Below are 12,961 nucleotides of genomic sequence, written 5' to 3'. Positions count from 1 at the left end.
TTCAGGAAGTTCTAATTTTTTTGAAGGCAACATTGACGATATACAAATTTTTGATAGGGCTTTAACACCTCAGCAAATTCAAGCGCTCTACAACAACAGGACAGATCTTATTGTTAGTACGGAGACAAGTGTGGGAGATGTGTGGGAAGCGTGCGTCACACCAAACGATGGGTTTGCAGACGGAAGCAAAGTATGCTCAAATAACATAACAATTCTTCCAGACGTGAATACTGCTCCAACTAAACCGGTTCTTCTCACACCTACGGATGGAAACACTTCGCTTATTAACAGAACTCAAGTTTTCAACTGGACGGCTTCAACAGATAACGAAGGAGATCCTATCTCCTATCAACTTAACTTAACAAGCGACCTTTGTCCTCAAAGAACGTTTATCACAACGGATACTAACTATACCATCAGTGGTCTTAATACAACTGATGAGTGTGGGGTGCATTACTGGTCAGTCACTGCAAGTGATGGTTCTCTTACCAACACATCCGAAACATTCAACTTTAGCATTGAGCCTACGATCATCTTAAGTTTTGTGAGCAACGTAGTTGACTTTGGAGATATGATGCCTGGAGAGGTTAATGATACTGAGGATGATAATCCCTTGCCGTTCATTATTGAAAATTCTGGAAATGTTAAGGCAGATATTCTCAATATTTCAGCTTCAAACGCTCTCTTCACAAGCGTCGCCTTCCCGAGCTCCTACTGGCAATTTAAGGCAGATAACAGCACAGAGGTTAATTCATTTAATTGGACGGGTTCACTTACCTCTTGGGTTGATATCTCTGCAAGTAATCAGACAATCATAAGAGGATTAAAGTATGAGACTTCCAACAATTCCGCTCAGATTGACATCCGCGTAGAAGTTCCATCTTCAGAGCTTCCTGCACTAAGACAATCAACATTAACCATTGTGGGGGCGCAGACATGATTCGCAAGATTATTTTCTTCACCCTGTTCGTAACACTTCTTATCAGTGTGAGCGCGCTTGGTGTTGCGCCCTCCAAGAAAATAATAGATTACGCACCAGGAAAAGTTGTTAGAGGAGAGTTGGTTCTTATTAACAATCAACATGAATCCTTCACAGCACATGTCGCAGTGCAAGGAATACTTGCGCAGTATCTCAACTTTTCACTCACTGATTTTGAAGTGTCATCTGATCAGGAAAGAATACTCATACCCTACACACTCATCTTACCGCTTTCTCAGCTACCGGGAGGTGAGCACGTAACTGAAATCGTTATTTTTCAAGAAAAAGAATCTTCACAAGCAATGGCTGCTCAATTCGCAGTTATTTCTTCATGGACGCTCCTTGTTCCCTTGGAAGGAATAGCAATTGAAGCAGACTTCTATGCTGGCAAGGCAAATCCGGGAGAAACAATAGAATTTAGCATACCTGTAAAGAATACTGGTTTGGAAGACCTTGAAAATGTTCACGCAACGATTGAAATTGAATTAGATGGACGTACAGTAGGATCAGCACAAACAGATTTTATAAACCTCCCATCATCAGATCATAAAAAACTCACCGCGTATTGGAAGACGCCCCTAAGAAAAAACAGGTACACTGCAAAAGCAACAATCCACTACGCAGATCTAACAGAGGTTCTTGAAAGGGAGTTTGTTGTAGGAACGCCCGCGATAGGTCTCTCTCAACTTATTCTTGAGAGCTTTGAGATTGGAGAAGCAGCACATGCAAGAGCGGTGCTCTACAACGATTGGTTCGAGCCTGTAAACAATGTTCGACTTGAAGCAACAATATCACAAGGAAATCAACCTCTCGTCTTCGCACAATCCCCTCAGACGTCAATAGAAGCATACCGAGAACAACAAGTAGATCTGTTCTTCCCAACTCAAAAACTCACAAAAGGAAAATACACACTCGCAATAGACATTATCTCTCCCTTTGACAGAACCACTCAAAAAAGATCTCTTGAACTCTCAGAAACAGGAGCCAAGCTTGAAAGCATAGAGCCGATTACGGCAAAGGCAGCAGCGGCATCAAAACAGTTTAATAAGGACTCTCTTCTCATACTAGTAGTACTCATACTCATTGCATTTAACATTTATTGGGTGGTGAAGAAACGTGACTGAACATTATTATTCAAAAAAACCCACGAGTAAGAAAACATATAAGGAATTTGACATTACCATAAATGGTACGTCCTTTACTGTTGAAACGGTCTCGGGACTTTTTTCGCTCTCAAAGCTTGACAAAGGAACGCAAGTGCTACTAAAATACGCAAGGATTCCCTCAAAAGGATCTCTTCTTGATCTTGGCTGTGGCTGGGGACCTGTTGCACTATACGCTAAACTCAAGTATCCTGACTTGGAGGTACATGCAAGCGATGTGAATGAACGCGCAGTAGAGCAAACAAAAAAGAATGCGAAGAGAAACAACGTTCACATCAAATTATGTCAAAGTGATGGTTTTGAGAATATCCAAGAACGATTTGATGTAATTTTGTTTAATCCTCCGCAAACTGCAGGAAAACAGATCTGTTTAAGATTAATTGAGAATGCAAAGGATCATCTCAAAAAAGGAGGGTCTTTGCAGATCGTTGCAAGAACGCAAAAGGGAGGAAAATCGTTTGCTCAGTTCATGAAAGAAGTCTATGGAAATGTTGAGGTGATTGGCAGGGGTTCTGGATACTCGGTCTACTGCGCATATGTCTGAAAAATCTCTTATCAAGGATTTTGATAAACTCTCAAAACAAATTTTATTCTGTTTTATTGCAATCTGCATTCTTCTCATTGCAATCACGTACGCATCCTTCGCGCAGTTTTATTCCGCAATGAAAGCAAGTAATAGCACGGAGAGTGACTCGTTTACTGCGCAAGTAGTTCTCAACACACTGCAGTACGAGCCAACAATACAACCTCTTGTGCAGATAAAAATTTCAGGCTCACCACACAAATATTATATCTTTGTAGAAGAGACAAATAAGACGTATTCCTCTTCTGAAATAACTTCAGAATTTACTAAATCTTTTTTGCTACCTAAAACGTTTTTTGGTTCAACAATTCACGTACGTTACGGCATTGAAAAGGGGAAAGAAAAAGAATTAAGCGTGCTCTTAGTTGAGCGACCGGAACCACAAATACAGTTTAACTAGATTTCTTTGATTCCTTCTGTTGTTAAAGCTACCATTCTGAAGGGAACTTCAAGAGAGATGAGTGCGCTAAGAAGTGCCATGTGCTCTTTTCCTGATCCTGAAATGATATTAAGAGCAACATCATCTCCTAGTTTTCCTTTGAGATGCTCTTTAATCTCTGCGATCAACTCATCCATAGGCGCACGTGAATTAACGACGCACATCGTAGCATCTTTTTCTCCAGAATAGTTTTCTCTTCCAAACTCGTTGGTGATAAGGAAAATGTTATCCCAATCACCTTCTGCAATTAGGCGTGAGACATGTCCCCACGTACCCTTTCCTGTTGAGAGTACTGCTACAAGATCAGTCATGGTTGCAATTTTCAGAATGAACGTGCTCTTCCGACTCTTCGTTTTTCACTTCTTGTGCTTCGGGTGCATCTTTTACTTCTATGATCTCTACATCGAAGATGAGTTTTTTTCCTGCAAGAGGGTGGTTAAGATCAAGAATGATAGAATCTTCCTTGACTTCTTTAATCAAGGGGTAAAATACTTGACCGTTTGGTGCTTGCATGGTAAGTCTCATACCTTCTTTTGGTTCAATGTCTTGTGGTAGTTGGTCCCGTGGAAGTTCAATGCGAGCGTTTTCATCAACTGGGCCATATGCATTTTCTGGTTCAATCTCAATTGTTTTTTTCTCGCCAGCACTCATGCCAACAACCCCTTCATCAAAACCAGGGATGACTTGGCCTTGTCCTACGGTAAATTCAAGAGGTTCTTTTCCTTCTGAACTATCGAACGTTACTCCATCAACAAATTTTCCCGTGTAATGTACGCGCACGGTTTGTCCTTTCTTAATACTCATAGAGCGAATGCCCGGAAAAGGCTTTTTAAACATTTGGGTATTTCACACTCCTATGACCCTTTTCAGCATTCAAGAAATCATAGATATCATCATCATGACTCTTGCAGTAGGGTTTATCTTCAAAGACATGTTCAGAGCCCCTGCTCCACAAGTGTACGACCCGCTCAGAGCAATTCAAAGCCGAAAGTATGACGATTTCACCTTTGCAATCGTTGTTACGGCGCCTGCAATCATTCTTCATGAATTTGGGCATAAATTCGTAGCTCTTGCATTTGGTTTACATGCAGTATTTCACGCAGCATATACTTGGTTGGCAATAGGAGTCTTACTTAAACTGTTCATGCCAGGGTTTATCTTTTTTGTTCCTGCTTATGTTGCAATTCAAGGTTTTGCGGGACACATCCCACACGCACTTATCGCATTTGCAGGCCCAGGAGTAAATCTACTACTCTACCTTGCATGTAAGATTGCCTTGAAGCTTCAAAAAGTTCCATCAAAATATGTTAAGGCAGTAGTGCTAACTCAAAGGATTAATGGAGTTCTATTCCTCTTTAACATGTTACCCATTCCCGGTTTTGATGGTTTTCAAGTATACTCGCAACTCTTCCAAGCACTTTGATGTATTTTGGCGCATTTTGGCGCATTTTGATACGAGCAGAGGTTTTTTGTTTCGTACCTGTTTATGAGTAAATAACTCTTTTAAATCTCACAGTCTCTTAAAACTGTTGATGCCGACAAAATACATTGTAGTTACTGGTGGGGTTCTCTCGGGGCTAGGCAAAGGCATCGCAGCGGCATCCATTGGTTTTCTTCTCTCATCACAAAAAAGAGTAATTCCCGTTAAATGCGAGGGGTATCTTAACATTGATCCTGGAACGATGAACCCTATTGAACACGGGGAAGTGTTCGTTCTTGATGATGGTGAAGAAGCAGATATGGACTTTGGACACTATGAGCGTTTCCTTGGTATTTCTTGTAAAGCTCATTGGAATGTGACAATGGGTAAGATCTACCAAAGTATTTTCGAAAAAGAACGTAAGGGGGAGTACCTTGGAAAGACGGTGCAAATGATCCCTCACGTCACTGACCAAATCAAAGAGACGTGGAAGTCCATTGCAGAAGAAGAAAACGCAGATGTGATGCTCATAGAAATAGGGGGAACGGTGGGCGATATTGAAACCGAAATGCATATTGAAGCTGCACGCCAACTCAAACATGATTTGGGTGAAGAAAATGTGTGCTACATACACCTCACATACGTTCCTATTCCGCCAGGTGTGGGTGAGCAAAAATCAAAACCAACTCAACAATCAGTAGGTCTCCTGCGACAAAAGGGAATACAGCCTGATATCATTATCGGACGCTGCTCTGAGTATCTTGAAGAGGGTATTAAGAAAAAAATCGCTACGTTTTGTGATGTTTCTCCTCGTGCAGTAATCACAGGTCTTGACGTTGATTCTATCTATAAGATCCCTCTTGTCTTCTATAATGAAGGCTTAATGGACATCCTCAATGAAAAGCTTCAAATGAATGTTCGCCCAAATCTAAGAGAATGGTCTGATCTTGTGCAAAACATTGCAAAAGCAGATGATGAACTTACTATTGCAATCGCAGGGAAATACACAGCTCTTGAAGATAGTTATGCAAGTGTTGTTGAAGCAATTCATCATGCCTGTGCGCATCTTAAAGCAAGGCCGCGAATTTTATGGGTGGAAACCACAAACGCACAAGAATTACTCAAATTAGAAGAAGCGGATGCAATAATTGTTCCTGGAGGGTTTGGCACAAGAGGTGTTGAAGGAAAAATAGATGTTATTCGCTTTGCTCGAGAGAACAGAATACCTTTCTTAGGAATTTGTTTGGGTTTGCAACTCGCAGTGGTTGAGCATGCTCGTAATAAGTGTGAATTGCCCGATGCTCATAGCGCTGAGATGAAGGAACATGCAACGCATTGCGTAGTGGACATTCTTCCGGAGCAAAAAGGGATTACACAAAAAGGGGGTACGATGCGTTTGGGAGCGTATGAAGCAGTTATTCTTAAAGACTCTTTGGTGTATCGGCTCTACAATGCACAAAAAGTCTCTGAGCGCCACAGGCACAGGTACGAAGTTAATCCAGAGTATCATCAAGTTCTTGAAACAAGGGGTCTGCGCTTCTCAGGAAAATCGGAAAATGGCAGATTAGTGGAATTTCTTGAACGCACAGATCATCCTTTTTTCGTAGCAACACAAGCTCATCCAGAGCTTAAAAGCAGTCTGCTCAAGCCAGCGCCGTTATTTTTTGGTTTATGTGCTGCTGCATTGCACATCAAAAAAGAGCGAGAAACCCTTGCAAGAGCGGAAAAAACCTCTTAGTACTAAAGTACTACATAAGGTACTTTAATACACTCACAGAAGTAGTGTAAAATATGTCTTTTTCGTCTTGGTGCATCAAACTCCTCTTGTTTTTTTGATTTGTTGTTCTTGGTGAGAAGGTGTTGTGTGTCTGTATGGCGTGTCCGCAGCACCGTATGAAAACGCCGTATGTTCTCTGCACATATTCCAATACTTTTAAAAACGGCTTTGAGTTCACGGGGTACTATGTCATCACGAAGAGAACGGCGCATGCTCAGATCTCGGGGGGAGCGCTATGTTCCTAAAAAAGAGGAACCTCAACCACGTTCTACCCCAAAAGAACATAAGTGGGAAGCAACTTACAAAAAGTACTACAAACAACTCATGTTCATACCCTTTATTATTTTGCTCGTAGCTTTAGGCATTCTGTACGCTCATTACGCACAAACGGGTGAGTTTATTGATAAGGGCGTTAGTTTGAAAGGAGGAATTACCCTCACCGTTCAGACTGATAAAGTAGTAGACGCAAAAGAAGTGCAAGCAGATGTGGCGAAAATTCTGGGTGTTGAAGTAAACGCACGTGCCATGACGCAAGCAGGACAACCAGTGGGTATCATTATTGATGCAGCAGATGTTTCTGAAGATGAGTTAGTAGCAGCAGTTAAGCAAGTTATTGGAGACTTTGAATCGTACAGTGTTGAAGAAATCGGGGCAAGTCTCGGAGAGTCTTTTTTCAAGGAGACTATGATCGCACTTCTTCTCGCATTCATCTTTATGGGTGTTGTGGTGTTTGCATATTTTAGAACACCAATTCCAAGTGCAGGTATCATGCTTGCTGCAGCATCTGATATGATCATCACTCTTGCAGTACTTGATATTATGGGTGTAAAATTGTCCACCGCGGGAATCGCAGCACTTCTCATGCTCATTGGTTATTCTGTTGATACCGATATTCTTCTTACTACAAGGGTGCTACGCCACAAAGAAGGAACTGTTTTCACAAGGATGCTCTCAGCTATGAAAACAGGTTTGACAATGACTGCAACAACCATGGCAGCACTCATTGTTGGTCTTATAGTTACTCAGTCAGAAGTTCTCAAACAAATACTTCTCATATTATTCATCGGTCTTATCGTTGACGTTGTAGTGACGTGGCTGCAAAACACAGGTATTCTCATGTGGTTTATGGAGAGGAGGGAAAAAGCATGAAGTTCAAAAAACTCTTTTTTAACGTAAGAGTGCTCTTACTTTTGCTCTTTGTTTTTTTTGCACTACTTGCAATCAATCCTAATCCCTCTGCTTCAGGAGTTATCATCACTCATGTTGCACCAAACAGTTCCGCATCACTTGCAGGATTTTCTGCATATAATCCGCAAGATTCTCCCAGGTCTTATGAGCGTATCATTGCAATTAACAATCAAGTCGTTCAAGATGAAGCTGATTACCATGCAATAGTAAGTTCAGCACAGCCAGGAGATACGTTACAATTCAAAACAACAAAAGGATTATACAGAGTTACTGTTCTTAATGATACAGATATTGGCTTGTCGGTGGCCGATGCACCCAAATCAAACATTCGAAAAGGACTTGACCTGCAGGGAGGTATTCGTGTCCTCCTCCAACCCGAAGAGCCCATCTCTGTAGATGATATGGACATTGTTCTTACAAACTTACAAGAGAGACTCAACGTTTTCGGACTTTCCGACGTCATAGTGAGATCTGCAAACGATCTTTCAGGAAATCAGTACATTCTCATAGAAATGGCCGGCGCTCAAGAAACAGAGATTAAAGAACTCATTGCAAAACAAGGAGTGTTTGAAGCGCGCATAGGAAATAAAACAGCGTTTACCGGAGGAGATGATCTTACGTATGTGTGTAGATCGTCCCAGTGTTCTGGGATTGATCCTTCAACGGGTTGCGGAACGCTAAGCGATGGCTCATGGGCTTGCGGGTTTAGATTTTCTATCTCGTTATCTCCTCAAGCAGCGCAAAGAGTTGCAGAACTCACAGCGCCTCTTGAAGTGATCCCAGATCCGAATTCAAGAAGTGGCGGTTACCTAAGCGAACAACTCAGGTTCATTCTTGATGGACAAGAAGTTGACGCACTCAACATCGGAGCAGATCTTAAAGGGGTTGCTGCAACGGATATTTCTATTTCTGGGTCAGGAACGGGTCCTACTGAGCAAGCAGCAGTGCAAGATGCACTTACCAACATGAAACGCATGCAAACTATTCTTGTTACAGGTTCTCTTCCCGTAAAATTGAACATCGTCAAAACAGATACTGTCTCGCCAGTATTAGGAAAAGAATTTGTACGCTCAGCAATTATCATGGGAGCACTTGCAATACTTGCAGTTGCTCTTGTGGTGTTCATAGCATTTAGGAGGTGGGAAGTTGCGGTTCCTATGTTGATTACCATGATCTCAGAAGTGATTATTCTTCTGGGCGTAGCAGCTTTAATCAGATGGAATCTTGACCTCGCAGCTATTGCAGGAATTCTCGTAGCAGTTGGAACAGGCGTTGATGATCAAATTGTCATTGCTGATGAAACCCTAAGAGGAGAAAACAAGAGAAAAAGCTTCAAAGAACAGCTTAAAAATGCGTTTTTCATTATCATAGGAGCATATCTTACTACGATGTTTGCAATGATTCCGCTTCTTTTTGCAGGAGCAGGTCTTGTAAAAGGATTTGCAATAACTACGATGATCGGAGTTACCATCGGTGTTTTAATCACCCGCCCTGCTTTTGCAGCAATGGTGGAAAGACTTCTTTAAAGACAGGTTTAATGTAAAAGAGAGGAAGCGTCTTTAAGGAAGATTCTAGAACGCGTACGGGTGAAGAAGAGTACACCGTAGGGCAGTCCTATGATGTTATTGCAGAGGTTGAGCGACACCACCTTTATATACTCTTAATTATCTTGTTACAACATGTCAAACCTTTCCAAACTCAGATCAGAACTCATAGAGTACACAAGGAAAAAAATACGTGAGAGCGTAAGCGAAGATCAACTAATCATACAAGCAATAAGTTCAAGTGAAGAGCTTGACAGAGTTCTTAACATCCTCTCAAAACGATTAAGAGAGTGGTACGCATTGTACAACCCTGAATTTGAACACGCAATAGATTCACATGAGGCTTTTGTTACGATACTTCTTCAAGGAAGAGATGTACGAGAACCAAACACGATGGGAGCAGATCTCTCTCAAGAACATGTACAGGAGATGCACTCCCTTGCAAGACGCATTGCAGACCTTTATGAGCTTAAAAAAGAAGAACAAAACTACATCAACGAGGTCATGGAGGAGAACTTTCCTAATCTTAAGGCGGTTGCAGGGGGGCTCATCGGAGCAAAACTTCTTGCAATTGCAGGTGGAATTAAAAACCTCATGCTCTTTCCTGCATCAACAGTGCAGATGCTAGGTGCTGAAAAAGCGTTTTTCAGACATCTTAAGAATAAAAAAATAAGCCCTCCCAAATACGGAATCCTCTTCCAACACCCTCTTGTTACAAAAGCGAGCAAAAAGGATAAAGGACGCGTGGCACGAGCACTTGCAGATAAAATCTCAATAGCATCACGTATTGATTATTTCAAGGGAGAGTTTAAAGGAGACGTGCTTATCAAAGAAGTGGAGGAGAAGTTCTCATGAGGGAAACTCGCCTTAAAGGGGTATTTGAAGAAAAGGGTCGCTTGTTTACCAAGAACCTCGTTCCTCGAAAATCCGTTTATGGGGAGCGCCTTGTGAGAGTTCAAGGGGTTGAGTATCGCGAGTGGGACCCTCGCAGATCCAAACTTTGCGCAGGGATAAAAAAAGGAGCAAGTCAAATAGGAATCTACCCTGATTCAAAAGTGCTCTACTTAGGAGCTAGCACTGGAACCACAATTTCTCATGTGAGTGATATCGTAGGAGAAAATGGATTTGTTGTTGGAGTGGATATCGCTCCCCGAACTACCCGAGAGTTAGTTTTTCTAAGTGAAGAGAGGAGTAACCTTGCACCTCTTCTCGCAGATGCAAATCACCCAGAACACTATCCTCAACTCATAGAATTTGACGCTCTTTTTCAAGACGTAGCTCAAAAAAACCAAGTAGAGATTTTTCTCAAAAACATGGCATTGGTTAAAAAAGGAGGTTTTGGTCTTCTTTGTGTTAAGTCTCGTTCAATTGATGTTACAAAAAAGCCAAGTATAATATACAAGGAAGTTCTACGTGAACTTGAAAAACACATCACTGTTGTGGATAAGAGAACACTTGAACCATTTGAACAAGACCACATACTCTACATTTGCAAGAAAAAATGAACGTATACAACACCCTTACTCGTAAAAAAGAACTCTTCAAACCCATTGAAGAAGGAAAGGTGAGAATCTATGCATGCGGACCCACCGTCTATAATTTCGCACACTTGGGAAATTTTCGCGCATATGTTTTCTATGACCTTCTTCGGAGGTACTTGATCTACAAGGGATTTAAGGTTACCTTTGTTTCAAACATTACTGACGTTGATGATAAAACCATTCGCGATTCTCAAAAGGCAGGAAAAACTCTTAAAGAATTTACTGAGTACTACACGCAGGAATTTCTCAAAGACCTTGACGCACTAGGCATTCTGCGCGCAGATATCATGCCCAAAGCAACAGAGCACATTGAAGAGATGGTTGAAATGATTGAGGCGCTCAAGAAGAAAGGACTAGCATATGAAAAAAACGGGTCTTGGTATTTTAGAGTAAGCGCATTTGATCATTACGGAGATCTTGCACACATAGACCCAGCTCATCTAAAAACAAACGCGGATGGTAGGTGTAATGATGCAGATGAGTACAGCAAAGAAGATGTGCGTGATTTCGTTTTGTGGAAGGCGTATCAAGAAGAGGAGGGGGATGTGTTCTGGGAAACATCATTGGGAAAAGGAAGGCCTGGATGGCATATTGAATGCTCCGCTATGGCTGCGAAGTATTTAGGAACTCCTTTTGATATGCATCTTGGAGGATGTGATTTAATCTTTCCTCATCACACTAATGAAATAGCTCAATCAGAAGGCGCTTTAGGAAAGAAATTCTGCAACTATTGGCTACACAACGCGCATTTACTCGTAAATGGAGAGAAAATGTCCAAGTCTAAAGGTAATTTTTTCACGTTAAGGGATCTACTCTCAAAAGGGTATGACGCAAAAGCTATTAGATATCAATTACTCTCAACACATTACCGCCAAGAGCTTAACTTTACAGAAGATGCGTTGCAACACATACCTAACACACTGCAACGTGTTTATGATTTCCAGGAAAAATTACTTTCTGTTTCAGGAGCGCACAACCCCAAAGTTCATGAGCTTATTGACCGGTTGGTGATTGATTTTGAAACATTTATGGACGACGATCTTAACATTTCGGGCGCTCTTGGAGCTCTTTTCGAATTCATCAGGGAAGTAAATAAGCTCATCATGCTAAACAATTTGTCTTCAGATGATGCTGATTGCGTGCTTAAAGTTCTTCGTGATCTCGACCAAGTTCTTGGAGTACTCCACTATGAAAAGGGAGCTCTTGATGATCATATCCAAGCACTTGTTGATGAACGTGAGGATGCAAGGAAGAATAAGGATTTCAAACGCGCTGATGAAATACGAGATATTCTCAAGAACCAAGGAATCATCTTAGAAGACACTCCTCAAGGTGTGCGTTGGAAACGAGCAGTAACTAAGTAACTATCATCGCACCACCGTAAAGAAAAACAGTCTTAATTCTCAAACCGTTTTTTGACGTTTTTCTTATAATTCATAGTGTTTGTGCAACTTTATCTCATCTCTTGCAAGATCTTTAAGAGTGAAGTCGTTAAAACCTAATATGTTATTAATAGGCTTTTTAGGCAGATCCTCAAAGTGAACTTCTTCAGGAATGGGGATGACGGGAACAAATTCCATTCTTTCTAGATCATTAAGCGATGGTGGTGGCTCATATTTACAAGAGCTCACGTAGAATGTTTGTGAGGGGTCCTGTAATCTTGTGACGTATCTAAAATCTATGTCTCCATCTGTTCGTTTTCCTCGTACCACAAAGCATTCAGGAATGTTTTCTTCGTACAAGGGTGAGTTCATTCTTCTTAGATAGTCTGCTATGGTCTTTTCCACGAGAACTTCTTGACAGGGAACAAATTGTTGAAGATCATCTTGAAGATTGTAGTAGGTTTGTAATTCGTTAAGGTAGTCCTCGAGTTCTTCACGCACTGCTTCTTCTAAATGATTAAATTCTTCTGTGTAGAGAACTGGAATGTCTGCTTCATTCAGCCTGTGAACGGTGCGTAAGGAGTGGTTCTCACCAATGATGCGTTGAGGAAGAGTAGTTAATCTATTTTTTTTCATAAACTTTGCTATGTCATGTGTAGCATATGCAATGACCTGCCCCTGATCATCGGCGATCGGGGAGAAACTACGAGGGTCCGAATAAAGGTTGTCGTTATCCATGTTATCACTTCCGTAGAGAGAGGGATAAGTTCAACTTGTTTATAAATTATGCCCTACTTGTCTGCTTCTTTTTCTTCTTTTGTAAGATGGACGAGTATGCGTATATCTTCAAAGCCCGTGTCAATCTCTCCATTCCCAAAAACAACGTTTTGCGCGCCGGTTACGGCTTTTAGATCATCCATAACACTTTCTATGTGCTGTTGCATA

General features: G+C 41.4%; 14 protein-coding genes. 11 read left to right on the top strand and 3 right to left on the bottom strand.

Annotated elements, in window-relative coordinates; genetic code table 11:
- From D6774_02295 to D6774_02280, 4 genes are all read left to right on the top strand, one after another.
- Positions 1-940, top strand: a 940-nt coding sequence (locus tag D6774_02295) for a hypothetical protein (GenBank protein RME78103.1), incomplete at its 5' end; no start/stop codon positions are given.
- On the top strand, positions 937-2,103 hold the full coding sequence (locus tag D6774_02290; protein RME78102.1) for a hypothetical protein: 1,167 nt from the start codon (positions 937-939) through the stop codon (positions 2,101-2,103). The genes D6774_02295 and D6774_02290, both read left to right, overlap by 4 nt.
- Positions 2,096-2,686, top strand: a complete 591-nt coding sequence (locus D6774_02285) for a class I SAM-dependent methyltransferase (GenBank protein ID RME78101.1) — start codon at positions 2,096-2,098, stop codon at positions 2,684-2,686. The genes D6774_02290 and D6774_02285 overlap by 8 nt, the downstream gene beginning before the upstream one ends.
- Complete coding sequence (locus tag D6774_02280; protein RME78100.1) at positions 2,679-3,125, top strand: hypothetical protein; 447 nt, start codon at positions 2,679-2,681, stop codon at positions 3,123-3,125. The genes D6774_02285 and D6774_02280 overlap by 8 nt, the downstream gene beginning before the upstream one ends.
- Here D6774_02280 and D6774_02275 read toward each other — a convergent pair.
- Both D6774_02275 and D6774_02270 read right to left on the bottom strand, forming a co-directional pair.
- Positions 3,122-3,475 carry a hypothetical protein gene (locus D6774_02275; GenBank protein ID RME78099.1) on the bottom strand — a complete coding sequence of 118 codons (354 nt, stop codon included), beginning with the start codon at positions 3,473-3,475 and terminating at the stop codon, positions 3,122-3,124. The two genes, D6774_02280 and D6774_02275, sit on opposite strands and share 4 nt — an antisense overlap.
- The gene (locus D6774_02270; protein ID RME78098.1) at positions 3,468-3,968 is read right to left on the bottom strand and encodes a peptidylprolyl isomerase; all 501 of its coding nucleotides are present in this window, start codon (positions 3,966-3,968) and stop codon (positions 3,468-3,470) included. Before D6774_02270 ends, D6774_02275 begins: the two co-directional genes overlap by 8 nt.
- Positions 3,969-4,020: 52 nt before the next feature.
- On the opposite strand from D6774_02270, the gene D6774_02265 reads away from it, so the two are divergent.
- The 7 genes from D6774_02265 (at position 4,021) to D6774_02235 (ending at position 11,998) form a co-directional block, all read left to right on the top strand.
- Positions 4,021-4,587 carry a hypothetical protein gene (locus tag D6774_02265; protein ID RME78097.1) on the top strand — a complete coding sequence of 189 codons (567 nt, stop codon included), beginning with the start codon at positions 4,021-4,023 and terminating at the stop codon, positions 4,585-4,587.
- A gap of 109 nt (positions 4,588-4,696) precedes the next feature.
- On the top strand, positions 4,697-6,322 hold the full coding sequence (pyrG, locus tag D6774_02260; GenBank protein RME78096.1) for a CTP synthase (glutamine hydrolyzing): 1,626 nt from the start codon (positions 4,697-4,699) through the stop codon (positions 6,320-6,322).
- 168 nt (positions 6,323-6,490) lie between these two features.
- On the top strand, positions 6,491-7,510 hold the full coding sequence (locus tag D6774_02255; protein RME78095.1) for a protein translocase subunit SecF: 1,020 nt from the start codon (positions 6,491-6,493) through the stop codon (positions 7,508-7,510).
- Positions 7,507-9,075 carry a hypothetical protein gene (locus tag D6774_02250; GenBank protein RME78094.1) on the top strand — a complete coding sequence of 523 codons (1,569 nt, stop codon included), beginning with the start codon at positions 7,507-7,509 and terminating at the stop codon, positions 9,073-9,075. The genes D6774_02255 and D6774_02250 overlap by 4 nt, the downstream gene beginning before the upstream one ends.
- Positions 9,076-9,228: 153 nt before the next feature.
- Entirely contained in the window at positions 9,229-9,948 is a 720-nt protein-coding gene (locus D6774_02245; protein RME78093.1) for a hypothetical protein, read from the top strand.
- A complete protein-coding gene (locus D6774_02240) occupies positions 9,945-10,598 on the top strand; it encodes a fibrillarin-like rRNA/tRNA 2'-O-methyltransferase (GenBank protein ID RME78092.1) in 654 nt (217 codons plus the stop codon). Before D6774_02245 ends, D6774_02240 begins: the two co-directional genes overlap by 4 nt.
- Positions 10,595-11,998 carry a cysteine--tRNA ligase gene (locus D6774_02235; GenBank protein RME78091.1) on the top strand — a complete coding sequence of 468 codons (1,404 nt, stop codon included), beginning with the start codon at positions 10,595-10,597 and terminating at the stop codon, positions 11,996-11,998. The genes D6774_02240 and D6774_02235 overlap by 4 nt, the downstream gene beginning before the upstream one ends.
- A gap of 63 nt (positions 11,999-12,061) precedes the next feature.
- On the opposite strand, the gene D6774_02230 is transcribed toward D6774_02235, so the two are convergent.
- Positions 12,062-12,754 (bottom strand): hypothetical protein, encoded by a 693-nt coding sequence (locus D6774_02230; GenBank protein RME78090.1) that lies wholly within the window; start codon positions 12,752-12,754, stop codon positions 12,062-12,064.
- Positions 12,755-12,961: the final 207 nt, after the last annotated feature.

It is taken from the genome of Candidatus Woesearchaeota archaeon (assembly GCA_003695435.1).
GTDB lineage: Archaea > Nanobdellota > Nanobdellia > Woesearchaeales > UBA11576 > J101.
Note: the sequence above shows the minus strand (reverse complement) of the source record. Positions and strands in the feature narration are given on the sequence as shown.

Excerpts from the sequence above, each read along its gene's own strand:
- D6774_02290 (RME78102.1), top strand. The coding sequence starts at position 937 with ATGATTCGCAAGATTATTTTCTTCACCCTGTTCGTAACACTTCTTATC.
- D6774_02280 (RME78100.1), top strand. The coding sequence starts at position 2,679 with ATGTCTGAAAAATCTCTTATCAAGGATTTTGATAAACTCTCAAAACAA.
- D6774_02275 (RME78099.1), bottom strand. The coding sequence starts at position 3,475 with ATGACTGATCTTGTAGCAGTACTCTCAACAGGAAAGGGTACGTGGGGA.
- D6774_02270 (RME78098.1), bottom strand. The coding sequence starts at position 3,968 with ATGAGTATTAAGAAAGGACAAACCGTGCGCGTACATTACACGGGAAAA.
- D6774_02265 (RME78097.1), top strand. The coding sequence starts at position 4,021 with ATGACCCTTTTCAGCATTCAAGAAATCATAGATATCATCATCATGACT.
- pyrG (RME78096.1), top strand. The coding sequence starts at position 4,697 with ATGCCGACAAAATACATTGTAGTTACTGGTGGGGTTCTCTCGGGGCTA.
- D6774_02255 (RME78095.1), top strand. The coding sequence starts at position 6,491 with ATGTTCTCTGCACATATTCCAATACTTTTAAAAACGGCTTTGAGTTCA.
- D6774_02250 (RME78094.1), top strand. The coding sequence starts at position 7,507 with ATGAAGTTCAAAAAACTCTTTTTTAACGTAAGAGTGCTCTTACTTTTG.
- D6774_02245 (RME78093.1), top strand. The coding sequence starts at position 9,229 with ATGTCAAACCTTTCCAAACTCAGATCAGAACTCATAGAGTACACAAGG.
- D6774_02240 (RME78092.1), top strand. The coding sequence starts at position 9,945 with ATGAGGGAAACTCGCCTTAAAGGGGTATTTGAAGAAAAGGGTCGCTTG.
- D6774_02235 (RME78091.1), top strand. The coding sequence starts at position 10,595 with ATGAACGTATACAACACCCTTACTCGTAAAAAAGAACTCTTCAAACCC.
- D6774_02230 (RME78090.1), bottom strand. The coding sequence starts at position 12,754 with ATGGATAACGACAACCTTTATTCGGACCCTCGTAGTTTCTCCCCGATC.